Raw genomic sequence first — 25,667 nt, forward strand, 5'->3', positions numbered from 1 at the left:
ATTAAATTTTTAAGCCTTTTTTTCTGTTTTGAGTCTCTTTATTATTCTGCGTTTGACTCTCTATGGTCTTAGGGTTACTTGGATCAGTGAAAGAAAAATTAGTTCTATTGTTTATTTTATCATAGTTTATAAAACCCTTATAAGGCTTGCCTCTTTTATCAATAAGTCCATCAATGGCCACAGTCTTGCCCTCTAAGAGCTCTTTATACTGATTTTCATCTAGGGTCTTTCCTCTAAAGATCTTTAAGTCTTCAGGATTTGAGATCTTCTTATTTTTATTTGTCTTATCAAACAAAAATTCAATATGCTCTTTAGATGCATTGTACTGAATATGAGCATCAAAAGGATTTCCTTTACTTGAACTCATAGCCTTAACTAGAACTGCTTTTCCTTGTCTTAGCTCACTTAATTGATTATCAGAAAGATCAACCCCTTTTATATGTGTTGGAATTTGCATTTTCTCAACACTAGTAACCATTATATTATTGGTTAATCTATCCACGCTTACAACCGATGGGATATAAGAGTTAGTCTCAGGATCTAAAAGCTCCACTACCCTTCCCATATTACCTGTCTTTAAAAGATTGTGTTTATCTTGCCTGGTAAACTCATGTCCTTGAAAAGGTATATTTAAATTTGGGTACTTTTTTACTCCCTCAAGAGTCATTACAACCTCTCCGTTAGGTGCATGTTTAAGTCCAAGACGTGCATCTAATGAAAACTCAGCAGATCCCAAATTAAGATTAACTTGAACTAAATCTTTTGTTTTATATCCCTTTAATAAAGGTTCTAAGAGATCCATCTCTTCAAGTTTCTCTTTTGAGAGTCCTATCTGACTTAGTGATTCCCAGTTTATATGGTCAATATTGTATTTATATGGATTATATTCTTTACAAGAGGTTATATCCTTATTGGTACTATTATCTATACTTTGAATCATTTGCTTCGGATCTACTTGATGGGATAGATACAGCTGATGATTTAAAGTGTTTTTCAAGTCTAACTCACCTTGCATCTGCTTGGACAAACTAATGGCTAAATTCTCTGGAACCCTAAAAAAACTAAACCTAGTGGGGTCTTTTAATTGAGAAAAGAAATTGGTGAAAAAATTAGAAAAGAAATCCCCATTTTTATCTAATCTTAAAAATGAGTTTAAATTATTCTTACTAATCGGTGCACTTTTAAGATTACCGTTTTCACTTAAGCCCTGTACGGCTTTAATTTTGTTATCCTTTGAATCACTAACAAGTAAAATATCATGTTTTGATTCACTGCTTTTTTTTACTTCCATAATTAATAGATTAATTGATTAATACCTAAAAGTATCTCCCAGACCGCTTTGTTCTTATTTTTGGCACAAAAAGGTATGTGTTTGACCTTTAGAGTCGTTTTATTACTCTCTTACCGGAACAGCAAAGCTGTCTCGTATGAACTGCTGTATATCGGAGAGCTTATAGTATATCTTACCTTTTAATCTATAATAGGGAAGCTTTTTATCAGATCTATATCTTTGAAGTGAGCGAGAACTTATCTTTAAAATCTGTAAAACATCTTGATTATCTAAAAGTTCTTCTCCATCGATATTTAAAGTTTGAAGCTGAACCTTGGCAATGTGCTCACTTAAAGTATCAAGTTTTGTAGAGAGGCGTTCCATCCAGGAGATGAATTCTAAACGAGTAACATTCATGATTTAAATTTTTAATGGTTAATAGTCTTGTTAGCTAACCATACAAAATTCAAAAGCTTAAAAAAGGTATAAAGCCAATTGGCACTAAAAAAACAGAAAATCTTATAAAATCGACAAGAGTTTACACCTAACTAGTCACAAGACTAGATGCAATAAGGCTTTAAGGAAAGAAAACAAAATAAAAAGCCAGAAAACCTCTTCTTATATACGAATTTTTTCTGAATCACAAAGCCAATAGACATCTGATTTACAAATAATTAAAAAACATACTATTTATTTCTATACTTTTTAAAGATAAGTTAACATACAACTCATAAAGCTACAAAAAGAGCAAAACAGATTGAACAAATGCTAGTCTTAAAGTAATTCTAAGCTAAATAAAAAAACAATTAAACTAAAAACACCCCCATAAATGCTAGTTAAAACAAAATACAATTAAGAATAATACTTTTTTACAATAATTAACACTTATTAATCGTTAATTTAAAATAATAACATATTTTATACAATAAAAAGTATTTATTGAGCTAAGTAATCAAAAAGCGTTTTTAACTCCCTAAAAATCACTCTTTATTAACTAGCTCTAACTATTAAAAAAAAAACACTGATTTACAACACATTAATCAAACAGATTATTTTCAAATAACTGCATAAACAAAAGAAAAACGAAATGAAAAACAAACTACGTTTTATAAGTTACTTACTTATAAGTGCATCTCTGTTTATATTAATTAATCTAGTGTATTGTTATAATACTAGAACTGATAATTTTGATGAATTAAACAAAGAAATATTTGTCAGTATACTGAATCTTATTATTGGATTTATATTTTTTTTTAAAATCAAGAAACACCCAAGACGATTAATAAAAAAGAGACAAACCGTACAATTTTTTCTTGTTTAAAACCAAGTTATAACTATTTAAGTCTTCTTGCTATTTCTTTAAAAGAGTCATCCTGTTTTTTTTCTAGTAAATCCGTTAGACTCTCTGAGGATCTCTTAGCTTTATTTAGCTTTTTATAATTTATTTTAGTTGTGCTTTTTCCAATAATATCAGTAGTTACTACAGAGCTATCTTCTTTAGACTTACCCCCTAATAGAAAAGAAACAAAACTTTTAATTGAAAAGCAAAGACCTAAAAACTTACTTATCATACCTTTAAATTTTAAATAACCACACCTATTTTTTAAATACTTACCCAACATATCTCTATGCCTATTAAAGTATTTCATTCTCTTAAAGAGTATGAATTTTCTTCTTGCGTTTTTTCTTTTTAAGATTCATAAACTGTTTCTGATCTAAATCATCTACAGGACCAGTAAATAGAAAATTAAAAAAACTAACAAACTCTGCTTTATTATAAGAGTTGTAATAATTATCTACAAAATCAAAACAAGGATGAACCTTTAAGCTATCAAACTCTTTATTTAACTCAATAAATCTATGTCTTACAAGTCTCTCAATAGGGTCTTGTTTCTTTTTAGAGTTATGTAAAAGCGTATTAAAAAAAGGATCGTTATCTAATTTATTAGACAATTGTCTATTAATATGGGCAAAACAGAAAACTCGCCTATATTTATGACTAACAAAATAGAACTCGCTTTTATCTATACTATCGGTAACTAGATTAATTCCTTGGCAATTCAGCAGTTTTTTAAAGTGTTTGTAGTCTTTACTTTGAGAAAGATATGATCTTATTTGATCACTAAGCTTATTATCAATATTTAAGTCCTTAGTTTTAATAGACTTTTTAAAGTGTTTCTCTAAAAAGTCTATATCTACTTTTAAAGAAAGTTTACTTGAGTTTACTGGGTTACTAATTGTTTGATTTTTATTATCTAAAGCCAAATACATAACAGGTCCCGACTCACTATCCTCCATAGTCTTTCCAATTATAGCCCTTACTTTAAAGAGTTGTAAAATTGCATTATAACTCTTTAAATCCTCAAAACTATAATACCTAGGTAAACTACTAACAACACTATCTATTTGATGAATTAGATTCGACTCTCTATGATCTACAACCTTAAGATCTAGATCATTCTTTTTTTTGTATCTTTTATCATAGTCCGTTAATTGAAACTCTTTAATTATTTCCTTACACGCATTTTGAGCAACTAAAAAATCAAAATCACAATTAATTAGATATCCATTTCTATTTACTGATATAGATACAATATGAAGGTGTATTCTTTTAAGATCAAAATGTTTATAGATAATATAGGGCTGCTGGCTATAGCCTATTTTTTCCATATAAGCCCTGGCTATCTTTAAAAGCGTTAGATCATCTAATTTATCCACTGGGTTGGGATTAAGTGATGTATGTCTAACTGGCGTGATGGTTTTAATATTATTGAGTAAATAGGGTTCAAAATAACTATAAAAATACCCTATAGGATTCTGAGTTTCATATAAAGGAAGTGCTATCTTATTAACTCCTAGTATACAAGCACACATATTATCTAGTTTATTTTGATTATAAACCAAAGCCTTTATAATATCTTTACTCTTTACTATTCTAACTACCATAATCCCTAATTTTCTGTAAGACCTTACTCTCAAAATCTAAAGTGAGTTTTATAACCTCTTGGCAAACTTTTGATAACTCTAAAGTTGTCTTTTCAATATCTTTTAAAATTGGTTGTGAATCTAAAGGTAAATCAGGTCTATTTACAAGTGTATTATAATTTATACCCAAAGTTTTAAAATGATTAATCAAACCTGTAAGACTTGCATGATATTCAAAAGAAGCCTGATCCACCACTACTATTTTAGTAGACTCATTTAAAATACAAGAAGCAATAAACTTAGTTTTATTACTAATACTATATTTTAAAAGCAATCTACTAAACTCTTTTTGTTGCTGATTAGTTAAATAAAAAGTATGTCTGTGCCATACCGTCTTTTTCTTCTCTATTATTTTATTATTAGTATTTTTTTCCATGACCATAAATATTAGATACAAGCAAACTAGTAATAAAAACTAACGTTTAAGATATTATGGTATTTATGGGCATAATTAGGCTTAGATTGACAATTGGTTTATTTTAGATCATCAGAATCTTTATTTTGCCTTTGCCTATCTCGAAACTCTTTGCTGATTGTTATAATTTTTTTTCTTTGAATTATTCCGCTTTTAAATTTTGACATAATCTAAGTCAATTCATACAGATCCCCCTTCCTTATAACAGAGTTAGTAGATATAACCAGTAGAATAAGCAAAAATACATTACCAATGTTTTATTATATTTTACCACATTTTTTGATTCTATTTTAGAAAAATATTACTAAATAATGTATTTAATCTTATAAATTAGCGCATTCTTAACCTAGATTAAGTACACTAAGACAAAATAGGTTATATATTTGTCTTATATAAAATCCTACTAGGGATAATATTACAATAACCTTAAAATAAATTATTATGACAAAAACAGTTTGGAATATTGATCCTACACATTCAGAAATAGGATTTAAAGTAAAACATATGATGTTTACAAATGTATCAGGAAAGTTTAATGACTTTACATCTACTATTGTTAACGATCAATCAGCATTTGAAAATTCCGATATTTCCTTCACAGCTAAAGTTTCTTCAGTAGATACTAATAATACAGATAGAGACAATCACTTAAGAAGTGCAGATTTCTTTGAAGTAGACAAATATGGAGAGTTAGGATTTAAGTCCTCTTCTATTCAAAAAAAATCAGATCACGAATATGTAATCACAGGAATGCTTACAATAAAGGATATAACTAAAGAAATATCGCTTAATGCTCAATACAGTGGATTATTAACAGATCCATGGGGGAACACTAAGATTGCTTTGTCTTTAGAAGGAAATATTAATCGCAAAGAGTTTGGGTTAAAATGGAATACTGCCTTAGAAACAGGAGGAGTATTAGTGGGAGAAGATATTAAATTACTTGCTGAAGTACAGTTTACAAAATCCTAATTGTAATTTTAATAAATTAATTTTCTTTTCATAAATGCAAAAAACCTTCTAAGAGAAATTCTCTTGAAGGTTTTTTTTGATTATTTAAAGATTTAAATAGTTAATAGTAAACAAAACAATTAGCTTTTATTGTAACTCCTTAGCCATTACATTGAAATATTCACAATTACCCCATAGGTTTTTATTGCCTATTACATAAAACCTTTGCTTTGCTCTAGTTAAGGCCACATTTAGCATATTGGGTTTCTGGCTAACCCAGTTTCTTGCTCCTTGTGATCTAGGATCACTACCCAAAACTAAAAACACAACATCTGCCTCTTTTCCTTGGAATCTATGTATGGTTCCACATTCTATCTTTTTGTCATATAAAAATTCATTGTGACAATACCGAGCTATTGATTTAAAAGCAGAGATTACATAAATCTGCTTATTAAACCCTGAGCTTCTTAATTGAAAAATCTTTTCTTTTAATAGTCTTACCTCTTCAATAACAACATGTCTGTCTTGAAGCATTACTTGATCACTAACATTATACCACTGTGATATAGCTAATGATTCTATTTCATGGGTTAGATTAGTGGCCTTAACCATTTGCCCATTATAGGCAATATCATTGGCAATTGTAAACATTGGATCATCACAACGCCTGTGTGTTCGAAGTGGAAAACCAGTCCATATTTTCTTATCAGTTCCACTTACATCCATGTACGTCCCATATTTTGAGATTCTATCAGCTAATTGTTGTACTGATGTTTTAGAATAAGACCACGCAATATCAACCCTGTACTCCTGTCTTAGTCTTTTTACAAGCTCTACAGGCATTGTAACTACAGGTTCTACCTGTAATGGATCTCCAACTACTACGCATCTTTTTGATCTTTGAATCAACCCTACAACGGATTGAGCTGTAGCTTGACCTGCCTCATCAAGTAACAACCAGCCTATTTGCTGTTTACTATAACTCGAGAATAACCTACCCACAGAGGCTAGTGTGGTTGATACAACAGGAACGCAGATAAAAAATGTATCCCAAAGATTCTGATAGATTTTATCTTCTGTCTTTATCGTGTTTTGTATTAGCTGAAAATAAGCATTTAGATTATTTCTAATTTTCTTTGCATTAACTAAAATCGCATTTTCATGCAATTTTAAAGCAGTTAAAAATATCTCACTTCTTAAACGTGCTATCTGCTTTGAGTGATATGGGTTTAAAAGATGTATCTGCTTGATTGATTTATCGAAAAAATTTAAATCACAAATATCATTAGTATCAATGCCATATTTGTGGTTTAATTCTTTTTTAATATCATTATAATAAATAAAAAACTCATCGAGTTTTTCAATCTCAAGACTTAATGCTTTTTTTTCTAATTGATAATCCTTTATACTTTTTAAACAGCTGTTTATCTGATTTTTCAAATCAGATATTTGTTTGTTTATTTTATTAAACTCTTGTAGTATTTCACTAGCCTGAGCATCCCAACTTGTAAAATCACTGGTTTTAAAAAGTTTATGAAAAAATAAAAAAGAGGGTTTTCTAAGTGATAAAACCACTAGAGTAGATTCTATTTTACTAAAATCATTTTCTAATTCTTGCTTTTGATTTAAAAGTACCCTTTCTCTATCTATACAATCCTTAATTTTCTTATCAATTAACACTATCTCAGACAAATGCTTGTCTTTTTGATTCTGATTCTCAATACACTTCGGAAGTAAATCATGAAATTTACTAGAAAGGCTCTGAAACTGAGTAAACTCGCTTATCAAGGATTTGAATTTTTGATTTTGCTTTTCAAACTCTCTAGCGTAAAGATTAGTATTATCAGCCTTTTTATAAACACTATAAAGCAAAGCTTCAAAACCAAAATAATTTTCTTTTTCATTAGAGTCCCAAAAGGCCTGTTTAAAAAGCCCTCTGTTCTCACTATTTCCAAGGGCTGCTGCCAAAACTCCCCAACTAGGCTGGCTTATAAGTCTTTGGGAATAGTTTGAAAAATAACTAGCCTTTGAAAATGTTTCATTGTCTATTTTTGATTTAGCAGGTAATTCTTTAGTTATGTTCTCAACCGCTGCATTGTTATTACTTGCCACCACAATTCCAAAGTCTCTTTGAAGCTTTGCATTAAGAGGATAGGTATATAAATCAAATCCATTTTCTTTAGCAATAACATTATGTCCTTGATCAAAAATATGATCACAACCTAGATCTGATATAACAAGAGCTCTTTTTACAACTACCTCAGCAATAACATCTAACAATAGCGTGGTTTTACCCGTACCAGGAGGCCCGTTTACGCCTTGAATCCCCTCAGAGTCTTTTAGATCTTTAAAAATTGTATTTACCGCCGCGCTTTGAGCCGAGTAAAGTCCATATTCAATTTTAGAAGGCCACCTTCCCATGGTAAGATAACAAGGATTAAGAGCCTTAAATAAATGCTGCTTGTCTTTTATTAAATCTCTTCTTTTATCAATACTTGGTTTAAGGGTAAGGTATTGTTTTAAACTAGGGCTGAACTCACTGGTTTTTATACTCGTTAAATAGTTTAGATCATCAAGAAAAAAACTATTTAAAAAGCTAATTACAGCCTCACTATCCTTATATACTTGCTCTTTTAAAACAAACACTTTAATATCAGAATTAAGCCAAGGAGCTAGCCAAGACAGATAAACAATCTCGTTTTGGATTTGTGTTAAGCAAAAAGGCTTATGCCCTTGTTGATGTGAGTCACTAGAATTATCAAGCAAATTATGTCTTTCTAGAAAATCTTCTTTAACCTTTTCTAGCTCTTCAGATATAGTAGATAAGTCTTTGCCGCTTTTAAGAGCATTAATTCCTAATATATAACTAGCCAGTATGTAGCTATCTTGTTCTATAGATCCGTTTTCATTAAGTATTAAAGCAGATAAACAGCTAAAACCAGTTACAGGTTCTTGCCAATCTTGAATCTGTTCTGATTTAAGTAATGTATTTAAATAGCTAATAATATTACTATTGCCTACTTTACCAAAAAAAAGTGTGTACCTCCACTTATAATTATCTTTAGCCTTTGCTTGGTCAAGCATCCAAGGCAAGATTTGATTTAAATCTAATAAAACAGCGTTTTTATTAAAGCCAGGTAGATTAAATACCTCAATGTCTCTCCAATACCTTAGTATGTTGTGTTGTTGTGTCAATTTTCTTTTTCTTTAATTACTATAATAAACTACATCAAAAAGAACTCTAAATAAGCCACTATATACAAATAGGTAGCTAAGGGAATGATTTGGCTTACTATGGCTTTTTAGATAGTACATAATTAGTCTATTTCACTATAAAATAAAACCTTTAGGTAAGGTTGATATGTCTAGATTTCTAGGATCTGCTCCCAAAATAAGAGCTGATATCACCTCTTCTTTTTTAAACTCTTCAAACTTGTCATAACTAAGATCAAACATAATTTGAAGGTTTACCTGAGTTATAGCCTCCTTGTTATCTATAAACTTATCAGAATACATTCTAATGAATTGTTGTTTTAAAATCTCTTGTACTTCAAACTCTTTATACCTTATTAAATCCCCTTCTTTAATTGAAAATATTTTCTTTAAGGCAATAAAATCATTCAACTCCTCTACTTTTATACAATCATCCTTTAAAGTATCATAAGCATACAGTAACAAATAATCTAGAGTTGAATTTCTTACACGGTCTAAAACACCATCATGTTCCAATAAGTATTCTTTTAGTTTATCAATTGTAGCATCTTTTGCTACAACAATAGAAATAATATCATTTACAGAATTATTCTCTGATTTTTGACTCTGAATGAACTCTTTAAAGTTCTTTGATAGTACATACATAATTATATTTAATTGGTTTATTGGTTTAGAAAATAATTCATAAAAAGCTCCCCTGGTTCTTTATCTATTGCTTTTTCAATTAAAAGTAATTCGAAAGCTTCAAGACTCCCCTTTCTAAAGAACAAATCCGAAATTCTTGCTTCAGGAATCCCTGTCTTTATCGATATAATTTTAGGTGTATTTTTTACATTCTCAAATTTCAACATAAAAGTTCCAAATTGATTTCTTTTCTTCTTTGGCACTCTCTTAAGCTTTATTTTCTGAAAATTTGGAAAAACAATTCTTATTGCTTCTTTAAAATCACCACCTAAAGCAATAACAGCTTTATAAAAAGTAAAAGCACTTAGTTTAGATACATTTCCATTTCTCAATTTATTAATCTGGCTTTGAGACATATTCATCTTTGTAGCTACCATTTCTTCTGTATAGCCTAACTTATTCATTCTTATATCAATATAACTACCCATTTTATGCATACTAAATATTCTTTATTTAATTAATTTTGTAATTAGGAATACTTTTCATATCTTTACCTTAAATCTTAAACAGAGCTCTTTTATGTAAGCTCTGCTTATAAAAAAATATTTATAAGTCTCGAACCTTGAGTAACGACCACTTCGAGCACAGTAAGAATAGCCCTTTCAAGAAAAAGTGATATATTTGCTTTCTCATTTAAGGGAGGGCTCCTTACTGGAAAATTGTAACAGTGGTCGTTTTATCAAGTGTTATGATTAGTACAGTTTGGGGTCCTCCCTTTTCTTTTATATCATAAGACCTATAAATTATAATCTATGTGAGCGATTTTTTGTTTTAACCACTCACTGTTGTGATTCTTAAAAAGAAAAAGCACAGTATAAGGTTTAAACTCTAAGTTGTTCTCATACAAATAGTGAGATAAAAAAAGGCCGTGATTCCTTGATTTATTCACACTATATCTTTACTTAAAAACACTAGTGTTTTAAGCAAGATTGGTTTTTCTTTAAATGATTTGCACTCTAAAAGTAAACCCTTTCTTAATGTTTTCCAAAAAGAAAACTCTCTATCGCTAGTAATTTTTTAAGCAAAAGATGACAAAATGCGATAGTCTAACGTTTTACGTTAGACTATCCAAGAGAATAAAAGTTTTAGAAAAGCAGTTTAATATTAAACTTATCTAAAGCTTACATAATACCCAAAACCTTTAGTTCATGGCCGTCTCCCAATTAGGCTATAAAGGTTTAAACAAACAAGGTAGATTTGTTAGTATTCTTTTTCTAGTACTTACAATACCTTATCCTTAATGGACTTATCGAATGATTCAATTCGAAATTTTTTCAATTATTTATTACAAACAACAAAACTATTAGTAACTAAACTCACATTTAGCCTATGATTAGATTCTTGTGTAACTACCCTTAGAGTTATGTTTTTTTAAGACTTTGATTTCATAAACAACTTAGCTATAACTCTAAGGGATTCACATAAAGTTTACCAAGTAAAATGACATTTTACGCTAGGTTCAGAACAGTTTCTGAATGCGTACAGGACCTCTATTACCTATTAGTTACAATGTCTATTGTATACTAGTAGGCATAACAATGATCAATTAGTAAGAATAAAATGCTATGAAAAAGTGATCAGCTAGTAAGTATAAAAAATGATTAGTTAGTAAGAATAAAAACGCTATGAAACAATACAATCCACTGTTGTATTTATTAACCAAATAAAACACTATCACATTATGAAAAAAAACGCTTACAGACTACTGCTAGATTAGTTGGGTTTGTTTGAAATTAACTAGTAAGAAGGTTTTAAAAGTAGTTAAGTCTGTAGGCACAAAACACAAACAACACATTGTATGGCTTAAAGGGATTTTACGTCATACTAAAAGTCCATGACTATCCTCCCTAAGCTCTTACTATGCATTTTGGGAGACATGCCAAAGAGCAAAGGGAGATAGTCCTATTAAAACAATTGTGTATAAACCAATAACTAACCCTTGATACAAAGGCTTATTTAGATACTTCTGTAATGGAAATCTTTAGAATTAAAAGTCTTCTTGTGTCAAATTCAATTATTACAATTATGAAAACTCAATTATTAACCAAGTCTGGTTACAGGATAGCTCTGATGTTAAGTTTCATTCTTATCTATCCTACCTATGCTGTGTCTAAAGATAATCTATTTTATCTAGATTATCAAGACAAAATAAAACTAACTGGTAAAGTTAGTGACTCCACAGCCGAGCTACCAGGAGTGTATGTTATGGTAAAAGATTCTAATATAGCAACTATAACAGATATAGATGGTAATTTTTCAATTGAAATAGCCAAAGGACAAACCCTAGTCTTTTCAATGATGGGCTATGCAACTAAACAAATTACCTACACAGGTCAACCCTTTTTAAATATTAAATTAACTCAAGAGATAAGCACTCTTGATGAAGTAGTCATAAATGCTGGTTACTACTCTGTAAAAGACCGTGAGCGTACAGGAAGCATCGCTCGTGTTACTGCCAAGGATATCGAAGTTCAACCTATTAATAATCCTCTTCAAGCTCTTCAAGGAAGAACTCCAGGGGTAAATATCACAAATTTCACAGGTATCCCTGGCGGTGGAATTGATATTGAGATTAGAGGACAAAACTTTTTAGCTCAAAAAGCAACAGGAAGAAACAATCCTTTTTATGTTATCGATGGGGTACCATTTATCTCTGATGCTCTTGGTATGAATAATGGTAATTTATCAGCAGAAATATTATCTGCCAATATAAGCCCTTTAAATGCTATAAATCCCAATGATATAGAAAGTATCGAAATCTTAAAAGATGCCGATGCCACGGCTATCTACGGATCGCGTGGTGCTAATGGTGTGGTGCTGATAACCACAAAAAAAGGGAACCAATCTAAAACTAGCTTTACCCTAAACTCTTCTACTAGTTTTAGCAAAGTTGGTAAATATTTAGATATGATGAGTACTTCCCAGTACATAAAAATGCGTGAAGAGGCTTATATAAACGGCAATAGAGAAATTCCAGCTAGTGCATATGATATAAATGGAGTATGGGATAAAAGCAGATATACCAATTGGCAAAAAAAGCTAATCGGAGACACTGCAACAGGGCAAGAGTTTTCTTTAGGAGTAAGAGGTGGTAATGAGTTTTCAAATTTCAATATCAATTATTCTCATAGCGAAAACACAACTGTTTTTCCAACAGATAAAGGTTATAAGAGAAACTCAGCTCTACTTAGTTACAATTATAAAAGTAAAGACAGTAGACTATCAGTAAACTCCTCTACTACCTACTCTAACCAAAGTAATAACCTACCAACTATGGATCTTACAAGACAAGCCCTTACCTTACCTCCTAATGCTCCTGCGTTATACAAAGAAGATGGAAGCCTAAATTGGGAGAACAGCACTTTCATAAACCCCTTAGCACAGCTAAAGGGTACTTACGAGAATAAAACCTCAACTATTATACTAAACTCTAATATCTCTTATGGGCTTTTAAAAAACCTATACACAAAACTAAACATTGGTTATACAACAAATCAATTTGAAGAAAGACAAATTTCACCACACACGATGTATAATCCAGCATTTGACCCAACAAGTGAATATTCTGAATCTAGCCTCTCAAATCAAAATCACAATAGCTTTATAATAGAGCCTCAATTAAACTACGCTTTATCAAAAGGTAAACATCAAATAAACTCGCTTTTAGGTTTTTCATACCAACAAACAGACTCAGAAGCCATTCAGTTTTATGGTAAAAATTTTGCCTCTAATGCTTTTATTAAAAATATTGGAGCGGCAAAAGAAAAAGCCTTCTCCCCTAATGTAAAAAATCAATATAAATATGCTTCCATCTTTACTAGAATCAACTACTCTTATAACTCTAAATACTTTATTAATCTAACAGCTCGTCGTGACGGATCTAGCAGGTTTGGAAATGATTATAAATTTGGAAATTTCGCAGCTGTTGGAGCAGCATGGATATTCTCTAAAGAAGATTTTGCTAAAAGTATTCCTTGGTTATCCTTTGGTAAGCTACGAACAAGTTACGGAATAACAGGTAGTGATAATATCGGTGATTATGCTTATTTAGATACCTACTCAGTGGGAGCTATCTACAATGATATGCCTACTCTAAAACCAACTGCACTTTTTAACCCAAGCTACAAATGGGAGAAAACTAAAAAATTTGAAGTAGCCACAGAGCTTAGTTTTTTTAAAGATCGCATAAATGCTTCTATTGCCTATTATAACAATCGCTCATCAGATCAGTTAGTTGGTATGACTCTCCCTAGCACAACAGGATTTTCCTCTATTAATGGTAACTCTCTAGCTGTTGTAGAAAATCAAGGTTGGGAGTTTGCTATCTCTAGTCAAAACATAAAGACCAAAGATTTCTCTTGGAACACTAGTTTTAATATCTCTTTTTCTAAAAATAGACTCCTTTCTTACCCTGGACTCGAAGAAGGAACCGAAAGCAGTTTTTACGTTATTGGTAAACCGATAAACATTGTAAAACTCTATAAATATGAAGGATTAGACCCAGAAACAGGAAATTTTACATTCAAAGACTACAGTGGAGATGGAAAAATAACATCTCTTGACGAACAACATATAGTCAGCCTTGCACCAAAGTTTTTTGGAGGGTTACAAAACACAATATCTTACAAAAACTTAAGTCTTGACTTTTTATTCTATTTCATTAAAACAAATAATTACAATATAAATAAATATTATAGCCCCCCTGGAATAGCATCTATTAATCTTCCTGCAGCTATGGCAGATTACTACTCTGAGTCAAATCCAAATGCGACCTATATGCCTGCCTTTATAGGTAATCCGAATAATAGCCTACCATTTACAGAAAGTACTGCCACCATTTCCGATGCTTCCTATATAAGACTAAAAAACGTAGCTCTATCCTATACTTTAAAAATGCCAAAGCTTAAAATGAAATCTGTAAAACTCTACTTACAAGGGCAAAACCTTTTAACAATTACCTCTTATAAAGGAATGGATCCTGAGTTTATTTCTTTTGGAGGACTGCCACCTCTTAGAACAATTTCCTTTGGGACTCAACTAACCTTTTAATACTAAAAATCATGAAAAACACTACCTATATATATAAAATAACAATCTCCTTTATTATAGGCATACTTATTACTTCTTGTACTAGTCAAATAGAAGTAGACATGCCAAATGATAAAATAGATCAGTCTGAAGTCTATAAAGATATAGCAACTACTAAAGCAGCACTAAATAGCCTTTACCTTGATTTAATAACTAATCCTTCTATTTTTAACAAATCAAGTACAGGAGTTAGCTATAGTCTTAGTCTTTTTACAGACGAGCTGGACTACTCAGGCACAGTAACTACAACCAAAGACATATATGAAAATATTATTTTAGATAATCATTCTAGAATAGCCACATGGTGGAATAATTCTTATCAAAACATATATTCTATTAATACTTTTATTGAAGGAGTCACAAATTCTGCTTTTTTAGAAACAGAGTTAAAAAAGTCTCTCCTAGGAGAAGCCTATGCGCTAAGAGCTTTATATTACCATTACTTAAGCATTCTCTATGGAGATATTCCCTATACTACATCTACGAACTACAATCTAAATAAGTCTTTACAAAAGCTTCCTTATCAAGAAGTACTTTTAAAAATAGAATCAGATCTTACTCTAGCTGCAGAGCTGCTAGATTACTCATATAGAGATCCCAATAAATTCTATATAAATAAATCCATAGTACAGGTTTTACAAATTGAAAACTATATTTTACAGAAAAAATATGACAAGGCTGAAAATACTGCTCACTTGATTTTAGATCAAAAATTATACAGTATAGAGGACAACCTAGATAGAACATTTAAAAAAGATGCCAAAAGTACAATTTGGCAAATAGCACCAAGACTTGCCTCTGATATAACATCAGAAGCATCACTCTATCTTTTTTCTAATTTCACAAACAATAGCTCTACCGTGAGTAATCACTTACTAAGTCTTTTTGACAATAATGACAAACGAAAACAACAGTGGTTAAAAAAGATAAATATTAATAATCAAGAATTTTATCAAGTATACAAATACAAAAATCAACAAAATAACACAGACGAGTTCTCAATCTTCTACAGAATCGAGCAGGTATACTTTCAGTTAGCCTACAGCCAATTTAGGCAAGAAAACACAAAACAAGCCATCGAAAGCCTAAACATTGTAAGACAAAAAAGAGGCTTAGAGAACCTACCTTATACCTTAAGTAGTCAAGAATTTATAACAAATTACTTAGAAGAAAGTAGCAAGGAATTCTTTACAGAGAATGCTAGGCGCTTTATTGACTTAAAAATAACTGATCGGCTTGAAGATTTAAAACTCATAAAACCAAACTTTCAGCCTTACCACAACTTATTCCCTATCCCCTATAAACAGTTACAAATAAACAAAAACTTACTTCCTAATAACCCAGGATACTAACCTTTAAAACATACAAAAATGAAAGCAAAAATAATATTGATAATTACATGTATTGTTAACCTATTTATTTTCTTGTCTTGTCAAGACAAACAATTAAATACGATAGAAAAGCAATCACAGCCTAGCACTTGCCTAGAGAATCTTGATGGCAGTATTACCATACAAGGACGAATTACAGTTAAAAACACAGAAAGTGTTTCTTTGGGGGTTACAACTGTAAACATTAAAAACAAATGGGCTTTTTCAAAAGATATAACAAGTTTTCTAAAAGAAGAATCACCTAAAAAAACAATAGCTTATGGACAAAACAAAAGAGTATTTATAAATAAACAAGGATACTACAAAATAACTATTGATAAAAATGATACTCTTTCCATTATTCCTATTTCTTATCTATATAAAAAACCTAAAGATATTACAGGACTTACCAAAAGTCAAATTTTAAATATAGAATTAGAACCTTTACCTCAAAAGGTAATTCAAGATTTTGAAGAAAAGAATCCAATTGGATATAAAGCTTTATCACGTTTTTTACAAGACGTAAACCCTGATAGTTTAGTAACAGTATCAGGAACTATTTCTAAATCCGATACTAGAACTCCTTTAGAGAATATCTATGTAATTACTGACTTTTTAAATAATACAAAAGGTGGGACTTCTTTTCATTTTACTGATAAATATGGGCAATTTAACATTAAAGTCCCTAAGAACACTCCCATTACAATAGATCCATTCCGACCAAGCTATATTAATTTCATAGCTAAAAATGACACTGTTGTAAACCTTAAACTATAACATTATGAAAACAATATTAAAAATATTAATACTTCTTACTCTTTGCCTTTATTCTTTTCAAAAGGCAGTCTCTCAAGAAACGGAAAAAAATAATTTCTTTGACGATGATCTAACATGGAGTAGTTTGTCCACTGGAGCTTTATCTCCAGATGGACAATGGGCTGTTGTAGGAAAACGATACAACAAAAATCCAAGACCTAAAAAAACATACTTTGTAAATACAACAACAAAAGAAAAAAAAGATTTCACACATGTTTCTAATTTTTATAAGTCATTTTTAAACAAAGGAGTTGTTGTTGGGAATATCAAAAAAGACCTTGCTATTTTTTCTTTAAACCAGAATGATTCATTACTAATTAAAGAGGTAGTAAAGTTTGATACTAATGTTGAACTAAATCTATTATTTACCTTAAAAAATAACAGTGAATTTACTATCACTAAACTCAGTGAGAATCTTAAAAAAATTAAAACCAACCTCTCTCTTCAAGCAATAGATAAATATTACTTATCGCGTAATTCAAATAAACTTGTTGTACTAAGTAAAAAGAAAGAATTAATACAGGTAGATCTAAAAGATTTTACATCCAATAAAATTATTGATTTAAAAGACAATATAAAGACACTACAATGGAATATTAATCAAGATGGCTTTGTTATACACATTAACGATAAACTCCATGTAATAGATCTTAACTCTAATAAAATAGGAATTATAGATATTAGTGAGAAAAAAGATATTGAAAACCTAAAAATAAGCTTTTTTTTAAATAATGACCTTTTTGTTTCCTATCAGCTCAACTCTAATAAGATTATACCAGAGAGTGAATATGTAGATATATGGCAAGGAAATTCTAAACAACTAGTTCCTAGTGATTTTAAAACAAAGTATAAAAAAATCTATAAAGCCTTTGTTTACAAAAATAAACAAGACACTATTTTACCATTAGAAAGGGAAATTGATAAAGACTATTTAAATATAGGTATCCCAGGTTATTTATTGTCTTATAACTATTTTAAAGATATAGACTTTGGTACTTACTTCCCTCCTATAGAATATTCATTATACGATATAAATAAACAAAAAAATGTTACATCATTATCAATGACTTCCCAATCCCCTTTTTATCCATCTATTGATGGAAAACACATTCTATACCCAGTTAACCGCGCTAAAGATAAATGGGAAATATTAAATATAAAAACATTAGAAAAGCATTCCTTTGATATTGATAACTTAAGTAAGGGCTTTTCCCCTATTTGGTCACAGGATTCAAAAACCATCTTTTATGCTTATAATGGCAATTTGCTTTCTTATAATTTAGAAAATAGAAAAACTATAAACCTAACTCAATTTAAAAATACAGACAAAGTACACATTAGTAGACTAGTAAACAAAGAGTCAATACCATCTTATGCTTCTTATGTAGATACTAATATGCCTTTTTATTTTATAGGTACGCAAGAAAACAACAAAACTATATACATGTTTGATAAACAAAAAATAAAGCCTATTTACACGACTATTAATGATTTATCTCTTAGGCCAACATCAAGTAAGACGTTTAGTACTGATTATAACACTGTACTTTTTCAAATAGAAGATTATAATTTACCAACAAAGATATTAGCTATTCAAAATAAGAGAGTTAGCACAGTAATGGAATCTGATATTAATAAAGATTTGTATAAATGGAGAAAAAGAGTTGATTTCACTTTCACAGATAAGTTTAATAAAAGTCTTAATGGTTACCTTTTCTATCCTAAAAACTATGATCCTAAAAAGAAATATCCTATGATTGTTCAAATATATGATCTAAAATTAAACCCAGCTTATAATGAATTTTCAATTCCAGTACACGTTACTTCTAATTCAGGTTTTAACAGCTCATTACTAACTGAAAATGAATATTTTGTTCTAAGTACTCAGACATATGTAACTGAGGAAGGGCCAGGAATTAGCGCTGTTGATTGTGTTACTAATGCTGTTAACAAATCCCTAGAAATTGAACCTACAATTGACAAAGACAATCTAGGGCTAATAGGACATTCTTTTGGTGGATATAAAGCAAGTGCCATATCTGTACTCTCTGATATATTTAAAGCCTCTGTCCCTGGGGCAGGAGCTCATGATTTAATTGGTTCAATGTTTTCATATAACTATTATAGAAGAATGCCTGATTGGTTTATAGTTGAAAGTGAACAACCAAATATGGGAGTTAAATTCTCGGATAACCCTGAAAAATATTACAACAATAGCCCTATACTAAACGCATATAAAACCAAAACTGCGATGCTTCTTTTTACAGGATTACAAGATGACAATGTTGATTGGGAAAATACTAGAAAGATGTTTGTAGCCCTTAAAAGAGAACAAAAACCAGTAATGGCTCTTTTTTATAAAAATATAATTCATGGCTTTCTTTCTTCAGATCCTATTGAGAATCGTGATTTAAGTATAAGAGTATTAGACTGGTTTGATTATCATTTAAAAAACAAGAAAAACATCCCATGGATAAAAAATGGACTTGATTATAATAAATATTCTATAAGCACCCTCTAATTGGATGAAAAAGAGGGGGATACTTAGTCCCCCTCCCTTATCATTTTTAAGATTAATTTTGTAAACTCTTATAATTTATAAAGAGCCGCATATCCCCCTAAAGGAGATTCTCCCCATAAATCATGATCTATGCCATCTATCTTAATTGTACATCTCACATTAAGTACAGTTAGAGTACAATTCCCTTCTTCAACCTCATCTTCATCTAATTTAACAAAAATAAAACCTGGTCCAGAAGGGTCAGGAATTCTAATATAGTGATCCCCATAATATGGATCAGCAACTTCAAAATCCATTACAGATTCTATGTTAACAGCATTATCTGTTTTTTCACTAGCATTTATAGTAAATGCACCTACTGTTAGCATTGCAAAAACGGCCAATGGCATCAGTAGGTTTTTAATAAGTGCTTTCATAATAATAAATATTTTTAGTTACAACAACTAGCCTCTTACTAGTTGATTTAAAATATATAATCTCATTTTTAAGGTTAACAAACAAAAACTTCTACTTAGTTGATTTACTTTAGCTTTTTAAATCAATCCACCACATTTATAAAAACTCGCGAGGTCTTTATAATAAAAACAGCCTATAAATAATACGAAAATTCTAAAGGCACAAACTCTTTAATTTAGTTACTGTGTTATTTTTACCTACTAAATTGATTCACAAAGCTCTATTATATATATAGATAGGCTTGTGTACAAAAAGGACAAAAGTGTCTATATAAAGGACAATTTTATGATAAAAAAGGACAAATAGGCCTACTTTGAAAGCCTTGAAACCAAAGACAAGTAAAATGTTGTTATTTTAAATGGTCTCCTAAGAGTAGTTTAATGCGAAAATTAAGCTACATTTTTTAAGTCAATCACAAAAAATAAAGGTGGGATAAATCATAATAATTTACTCCCACCTTCACTTTTTAATTAAGGTTAAAGCTTGTTACTAGGCGCATTCTTTTACAGCCCAGTCTAACTATTAATACTTTTTATCTAACCACTAGAATTGTATCTTATAATACTTTACTTTTTTCTTCTGAAACAAAAAGCTATACTTGTATTTTACAACAGGTGTTATTCTATAACCTTTTAGAATTAATTTATCTAATAATATATCAGATAACTCTTCAGTAAAATATATATTCTTTCCTTGCTTGGCACACTCTTCTAGATTTGAAATCAATCCATTATATTGCTGCTCTAAAGCATTCTCTGCAATAGATTTAAGTTCTTGGGCAGTCATTATTTTTTATTAAGGTTTTTACTATGTGACAAAATTAATAAATACTCACACAAACAAAACTATATCTGTTTTTTTACAATAATGACATATTTAATTTAAATATTTTTGATTAATTATAAAATTAAAATTAAAATCAAAATATATCAAATAAATAACTCTAATATCATCTCTTAAAGGTTGCGATAATATAAAGGTTGGTACTTTTGGTCTTTATTAAAAGCTCTTAAATACCCTCTATAACTTTCATAACCACATTTGTAGGCAATCTCTGATACAGAATAAGAAGAGAACATTAAAAGAAGTAACGATTCAATGAGTCTGTTTTGAATATGATAGTCATAGAAAGAAGTACCTAAATATTTTTTAAAATTACGCTGAAAGGTCTTAGGATGCATATTTATCTCTTGGGTAAACCACTTTAAACTAATACTAGGATTTTCTTGTTTTAAGAAACAATAATCCTGATAGTATCTTTTATACACCTCTCTTTGCTGTTTACTAATTAGAATATTCCCAGAGGGAATTGATTTAATCTTAACCCTTATTCCCCAGATATAAAATACCTGATTCACTGAAGATGTATTAATACTAAAACCTAATAACAAAATGGCATTTGAATCTTTAATAATTACTTGACTTATCACTTTTTTAAAGCTTAACACATCATTGGATGTAGTAGTTTTTAACCAATTAATAATTTCGGAGTTTTCTAATCCAAATAACTCATCACTTTTTATCATCCCTGAGATATCCCACTTTGCACTTTGCTTTTTAATAACAACAAAAGATTTTGCATCAGGGTTTTGGTATAATTTAAGGTTTAATCCAAAATACTTTTTCGCGCATACAAAATAAAGCAGCTTATCAAAAACAAAACAGGCATGCTGTAATAATCTATGATCTAAAGTATTAACTGTTTTATCATTTAACCCCTCTAAAAACATCGAAAAACACTGCTGTAATACACCGCTAAAATCTTTAATTAAATCTAATCTCATTACCTAAATAAACCTTACAGAATAACAAGAAAATCTTAACAGACTTTTGTTATAATATCACACAAAATCATAATTCATTGTTTTACAAAACATTACAAATTAAGACTTATTAGCTTAAAAATCACAACAAGTAAAGATTTTAACACATATAAGACTCAAAATCAGTAATTTAATCTCTTGTAAACAACTTTACAATAATTTATTTCTTACACTTAGATTAACCAATAACAAATAAATTATGATAAAACTCAACAGCAAAACCACTCAAGACTTAATCCTTAAAGAAGAGTCAAAGTTAACTCTAGATCCAAGTCAAATTATTAAAGAGGCTAAATACATGACCACATACCTTAGCCGTATTTTACAAAAGCAAAAACAAATGATTATAACTCATGGGTTTTCAAATCAAGAAGAAGAAATCTATTTCTTTAAGATTCTTAAACCCAAGATTCTCTCCAAGTTAATGTATTATAACAAAATATATAAAATAGAAACCCACTCTCCCAATACTGCATGCAAAACTCAAAAACAATACTACTTAAAAAAAATAAAACAAGTATCTTCTGAATATAAGCTATACTATACTAGTTCTGAGTTCTACAAATACTACAAAAGTCAAAGAACAGATAAAGATATAGAATATTACACAAGAGGTAATATCAATGTTTTAAAAGGGGTAAACAGCTTTGCATTTGAAATAGATCTTCAATTCTCAACATATTATGATTATAAACTCTCTCGTATTTTATCAAGTGAACTACTCTATGAGTATCTAAGTATAAGATTAAATCAAATAGATCCTCCTGCTTTTTCTAAAAGCATAACCATAAACAATGCCTTATCTTGGTCTGATTCCTCAGCAGCACTAATAGAACTTATATACGCTTTATATGCTAGTAGAGCTATTAATCAAGGAGATTTAGAAATAAGAAAAATAGCCTATCTATTTCAGAAATACTTTAATATTACCCTAAATGATATTCATCACACCTTTCATCGGATGAAAACAAGAAATTACTCAAGGACCATGTTTTTAGATAAATTAAAACAATCACTTGAGGATTATATGGATAAGGACTACTAGGATAGAAATTAAAAATAAAGCCCAAAAAGACCACTTACATATAGCCTTTGCCTACAGTGGTCTTTTTCATTTTAAAAGAAAATATTTACACCTTAATAAATAATCAACTCTATAGAATAATTCTTTTTGAAGGAAATAAAAAAGTTCCCGTAATTAAAGTTTCACAACTATCTTATAAGAGATCAGTCTATAAAATTGTTTTGGGGAATTAATATGAGACGGATATATAGTTAAACCTAACCTTATATAGTTTCTCTTTGTTTCCTGATTTTACCCTAACAAAAAGGTTTGTAAAATTATAATTACCAAAATACATTCTGCCAAGATCTAAGAATTTTTTATTATAGATATTATTGTAGTAGTAGTCTAACATAAACTTATCAAAATCCTTTATAGAGTATTCTTTTGTAAAAGCATGAGTAGGCACTTCTTCAAGAAATGTAAATTCATAAGTATCTAGACGAGCTCCTCCATCATTTGAAGGCAAAAAAACACTTGAGATTTTATTTTCTTCTTCTAGTAGTCTGTAGCTTTTATCTTTGGTTATGTTTACCAAAATTGTATCAGTAATATTAACTTGGGCTAATGAAATATTAGCAATAAGACATAGGATAATTGATAAAATATAGTTTCTCATATTATTGACATTCAATTGTGTTGTTATTCGTTCTATATATTCAGGTGGATGTTGTACAATAATAGGAGTTTTATTAATAATTAACTATACTAAGTACTAATCAAAACGCTTATTTAAGTAGCCCTGAATATTATTATTTGTTGTTTTATACAATTTAATATTGTTTTTATCTCTACTGTCCTTAATAATTACATTATCAAATGTAAATGACCCATGTAATATAGGAGGTAGGTTCTTGTTGTTTTGATATTCCATTAGTTCTTGATATTTACAATCACTATAACTAATAAAAAGAAGAATATCCATTTCTTTATATTTTATATCAGCATCTAACGAACTTAGTTCTTCTACAATTTTAAAAACATATTGTATATGAATATCATAATTAATATGATCAAATGTTAACTTTGAAAGCAGATTATTTTCTTCTTGTGTATCAATTTGTACATAATTATAATTATTATTTTTATCGACATTAAGTCTAGTATTGTTGTCTATATTCAGAATTATTGGATCTTTAATTTGAGCTATACTGCCTTGAAGTGTAAATAATAAAAGTATAATGTATTTGATATTTATTTGCATTCTATCTTGTTATTTAGTGATTTATATTCTTGTAGAGATAATTTTATTTCATTTTTCCCATTAATAGTTAGGTTTTGAAAAGCTTTAACATTTCATTCCCTTTACCAATGTATCCATACAATTTTTGATCATATATTCATGTTAAGAGGCTTATTTTTAATTACGCAATCTTCCACTCATATCGTATCGACACCTTATAATATCGTTCTTCAGTATCTTTAACCTTTAAATATAAGTTTTTATAAATCATAGTCTCTATATGTGTTCCTCCAAAATATGGAGGCTCTGGTTTTTTCCCATTTACTTTCTCATATCTAGATATAGAATCATCAATAAAAGAATCAAGAGGTAGGATTTGATATCCACGAGGAATATCTTCTAATTTTATTTCTTTAATCACTTTAAAAATAAATACATCATGCTGGTTTAGCTCTATAATCCATTCATTTGCCTTCTTATTAAACAGAACAGGCTGTGCAATTTTATCTTTATTTTTAAGCTGTGTCGCATCCACTAAAATAACATCTTTAATCTGGTTGTTTTGACCAAAAGCCAGCAGACAAGTAAACAAAGTAAAAACTAAGAGTGTTATCTTTTTAAAGCTTTTACCTACAAGTGGTTTTGTTGTTTTCATCTGTGTAATGTTTATTTCTAATTGTTGATTTTCTCCTTACTCATTTAAAAATTCAATATACTGACCTTCAAAAGAAAAATGCTCTATCACTCCATTGCTTTTCTTGACGATACATTGATTTGAGTTCTCCATTTTTATAATACTATCCCCCACTACAGCATAGCTTCCAATGATAGTAGTGGGATATACATTGATTAATTTATCATCTTGAATTTTAATTCTTAAAAAGGTATGAGGTAGTTTTTCACGAGGATTAAATTTCTCTACAACTACTCCTTTAAACCCTGTAGTGTAATTGCTTAGTACTTTTTGTTCTTGTTGCAAATTAGTATAATAACCAATAACAAAAAGATTCAACACTATTATAAGTCCTATTATAATTTTATTTTTCATCAAGTGTCTTCTATAATCTATGATTCTACCAAAGTATGCATTATCGTAAATAAAATAACGCTTTGGGTTTTAAAAAATAATTTGTTTTAGAGAAACACTCTTTCCAAAACCAATTATAACGTTCTTATTGTTTATAGGTAGAGTATATTTAGGTAAAATAATGAAAATTATTTTTTTATTACAAATAATATACTTACATTTGCCGATGTAAATATGAATAGGCGAAATTTTTAATCAAAATAATAGCTTATTATGTACTTTAGTAGTTCTACACTATATTAAGAATTTATTACTCTTTAAACTTCAGTATAAAATAAATTCTATTATTTAATAGCACTTTTAAAAAAATCATTTTTTTATTTTTTTAAGCAAAATTTCATGTACTCAAAACATGGTTATCTTTTATACAACACCTCTACTGTATTAAAGTAAATAAAAAATAGACATTGAATGATTTTAAATATTTATCCTCTTTTAATAAAAGTAATTGATGATTTAAATAAGTTGTTCTTTTTCAATTTAATCAACATCTTTTAAAGTATCTAAAAAATACTCCTTCTATATAATATGAATAAAAAAAACAACCATTTATTAGGTGTTTTTATGTCTTACAACTTATAAAAGACTTAAATCTAACCACTAATATTATTTTTAACAATCATATTAAAAAGTTAGATAGTTAATACTTTATTTATAATATTGAGTTTAGATTGCACAACGCATTTAAGAAGATTATATCTAACTAAAGTAAGTAATACAAATCCATTTAATAGAATAAATA

General features: G+C 29.3%; 21 protein-coding genes. 6 read left to right on the forward strand and 15 right to left on the reverse strand.

The features are described 5' to 3' along the window. Position 1: 1 nt before the first annotated feature. The 5 genes from BK054_RS15665 to BK054_RS15685 form a co-directional block, all read right to left on the reverse strand. On the reverse strand, positions 2-1,291 hold the full coding sequence (locus BK054_RS15665) for a DUF4099 domain-containing protein (RefSeq protein ID WP_071307496.1): 1,290 nt from the start codon (positions 1,289-1,291) through the stop codon (positions 2-4). A gap of 102 nt (positions 1,292-1,393) precedes the next feature. After that, positions 1,394-1,687: a helix-turn-helix domain-containing protein gene (locus tag BK054_RS15670; protein WP_071307497.1), complete on the reverse strand. Its 294-nt coding sequence runs from the start codon at positions 1,685-1,687 to the stop codon at positions 1,394-1,396. A 917-nt stretch (positions 1,688-2,604) separates the two neighbouring features. Beyond that, complete coding sequence (locus BK054_RS15675) at positions 2,605-2,919, reverse strand: hypothetical protein (RefSeq protein WP_232234295.1); 315 nt, start codon at positions 2,917-2,919, stop codon at positions 2,605-2,607. 4 nt (positions 2,920-2,923) lie between these two features. Continuing rightward, positions 2,924-4,216 carry a relaxase/mobilization nuclease domain-containing protein gene (locus BK054_RS15680; RefSeq protein ID WP_071307498.1) on the reverse strand — a complete coding sequence of 431 codons (1,293 nt, stop codon included), beginning with the start codon at positions 4,214-4,216 and terminating at the stop codon, positions 2,924-2,926. Continuing rightward, positions 4,206-4,631: a hypothetical protein gene (locus BK054_RS15685; protein WP_071307655.1), complete on the reverse strand. Its 426-nt coding sequence runs from the start codon at positions 4,629-4,631 to the stop codon at positions 4,206-4,208. Before BK054_RS15685 ends, BK054_RS15680 begins: the two co-directional genes overlap by 11 nt. 480 nt (positions 4,632-5,111) lie before the next feature. On the opposite strand from BK054_RS15685, the gene BK054_RS15690 reads away from it, so the two are divergent. Further along, positions 5,112-5,642: a YceI family protein gene (locus BK054_RS15690; RefSeq protein WP_071307499.1), complete on the forward strand. Its 531-nt coding sequence runs from the start codon at positions 5,112-5,114 to the stop codon at positions 5,640-5,642. 126 nt (positions 5,643-5,768) lie between these two features. Here the strand turns inward: BK054_RS15690 and BK054_RS15695 are convergent, their stop codons facing one another. From BK054_RS15695 to BK054_RS15705, 3 genes are all read right to left on the reverse strand, one after another. Continuing rightward, the gene (locus BK054_RS15695) at positions 5,769-8,816 is read right to left on the reverse strand and encodes a DEAD/DEAH box helicase (protein ID WP_071307500.1); all 3,048 of its coding nucleotides are present in this window, start codon (positions 8,814-8,816) and stop codon (positions 5,769-5,771) included. A 135-nt stretch (positions 8,817-8,951) separates the two neighbouring features. Further along, a complete protein-coding gene (locus tag BK054_RS15700; protein ID WP_071307501.1) occupies positions 8,952-9,479 on the reverse strand; it encodes a hypothetical protein in 528 nt (175 codons plus the stop codon). Between the two features lie 17 nt (positions 9,480-9,496). Continuing rightward, positions 9,497-9,922, reverse strand: a complete 426-nt coding sequence (locus BK054_RS15705) for a helix-turn-helix domain-containing protein (RefSeq protein WP_232234296.1) — start codon at positions 9,920-9,922, stop codon at positions 9,497-9,499. 1,621 nt (positions 9,923-11,543) lie between these two features. On the opposite strand from BK054_RS15705, the gene BK054_RS15710 reads away from it, so the two are divergent. Genes BK054_RS15710 through BK054_RS15725 form a run of 4 tightly spaced genes read left to right on the forward strand, consistent with a single transcriptional unit; the run spans position 11,544 to position 19,313 of the window. Then, positions 11,544-14,567 (forward strand): SusC/RagA family TonB-linked outer membrane protein, encoded by a 3,024-nt coding sequence (locus tag BK054_RS15710; RefSeq protein ID WP_071307503.1) that lies wholly within the window; start codon positions 11,544-11,546, stop codon positions 14,565-14,567. Positions 14,568-14,578: 11 nt separating this feature from the next. Beyond that, entirely contained in the window at positions 14,579-15,958 is a 1,380-nt protein-coding gene (locus BK054_RS15715; RefSeq protein ID WP_232234297.1) for a RagB/SusD family nutrient uptake outer membrane protein, read from the forward strand. An 18-nt stretch (positions 15,959-15,976) separates the two neighbouring features. Then, positions 15,977-16,753, forward strand: coding sequence for a hypothetical protein (locus tag BK054_RS15720; protein ID WP_071307504.1), 777 nt, complete (start codon positions 15,977-15,979; stop codon positions 16,751-16,753). A gap of 4 nt (positions 16,754-16,757) precedes the next feature. Beyond that, complete coding sequence (locus tag BK054_RS15725) at positions 16,758-19,313, forward strand: alpha/beta hydrolase family protein (protein ID WP_071307505.1); 2,556 nt, start codon at positions 16,758-16,760, stop codon at positions 19,311-19,313. Between the two features lie 68 nt (positions 19,314-19,381). On the opposite strand, the gene BK054_RS15730 is transcribed toward BK054_RS15725, so the two are convergent. From BK054_RS15730 to BK054_RS15740, 3 genes are all read right to left on the reverse strand, one after another. Next, complete coding sequence (locus tag BK054_RS15730; RefSeq protein WP_071307506.1) at positions 19,382-19,729, reverse strand: hypothetical protein; 348 nt, start codon at positions 19,727-19,729, stop codon at positions 19,382-19,384. Positions 19,730-20,312: 583 nt separating this feature from the next. Beyond that, positions 20,313-20,555 carry a hypothetical protein gene (locus BK054_RS15735; RefSeq protein WP_071307507.1) on the reverse strand — a complete coding sequence of 81 codons (243 nt, stop codon included), beginning with the start codon at positions 20,553-20,555 and terminating at the stop codon, positions 20,313-20,315. A gap of 170 nt (positions 20,556-20,725) precedes the next feature. Next, positions 20,726-21,553: a helix-turn-helix domain-containing protein gene (locus tag BK054_RS15740; RefSeq protein WP_071307508.1), complete on the reverse strand. Its 828-nt coding sequence runs from the start codon at positions 21,551-21,553 to the stop codon at positions 20,726-20,728. A gap of 238 nt (positions 21,554-21,791) precedes the next feature. On the opposite strand from BK054_RS15740, the gene BK054_RS15745 reads away from it, so the two are divergent. Continuing rightward, positions 21,792-22,637: an RteC domain-containing protein gene (locus tag BK054_RS15745; protein ID WP_071307509.1), complete on the forward strand. Its 846-nt coding sequence runs from the start codon at positions 21,792-21,794 to the stop codon at positions 22,635-22,637. A gap of 208 nt (positions 22,638-22,845) precedes the next feature. On the opposite strand, the gene BK054_RS15750 is transcribed toward BK054_RS15745, so the two are convergent. From BK054_RS15750 to BK054_RS15765, 4 genes are all read right to left on the reverse strand, one after another. Next, the gene (locus BK054_RS15750) at positions 22,846-23,274 is read right to left on the reverse strand and encodes a hypothetical protein (protein ID WP_071307510.1); all 429 of its coding nucleotides are present in this window, start codon (positions 23,272-23,274) and stop codon (positions 22,846-22,848) included. A 96-nt stretch (positions 23,275-23,370) separates the two neighbouring features. Continuing rightward, positions 23,371-23,859 carry a hypothetical protein gene (locus BK054_RS15755; protein WP_071307511.1) on the reverse strand — a complete coding sequence of 163 codons (489 nt, stop codon included), beginning with the start codon at positions 23,857-23,859 and terminating at the stop codon, positions 23,371-23,373. 160 nt (positions 23,860-24,019) lie between these two features. After that, entirely contained in the window at positions 24,020-24,493 is a 474-nt protein-coding gene (locus BK054_RS15760) for a hypothetical protein (protein WP_071307512.1), read from the reverse strand. 36 nt (positions 24,494-24,529) lie between these two features. Further along, the gene (locus tag BK054_RS15765) at positions 24,530-24,886 is read right to left on the reverse strand and encodes a hypothetical protein (RefSeq protein WP_071307513.1); all 357 of its coding nucleotides are present in this window, start codon (positions 24,884-24,886) and stop codon (positions 24,530-24,532) included. Positions 24,887-25,667 lie beyond the last annotated feature (781 nt).

This window comes from Myroides sp. ZB35 (assembly GCF_001865835.1).
Classification (GTDB): domain Bacteria; phylum Bacteroidota; class Bacteroidia; order Flavobacteriales; family Flavobacteriaceae; genus Flavobacterium; species Flavobacterium odoratimimum.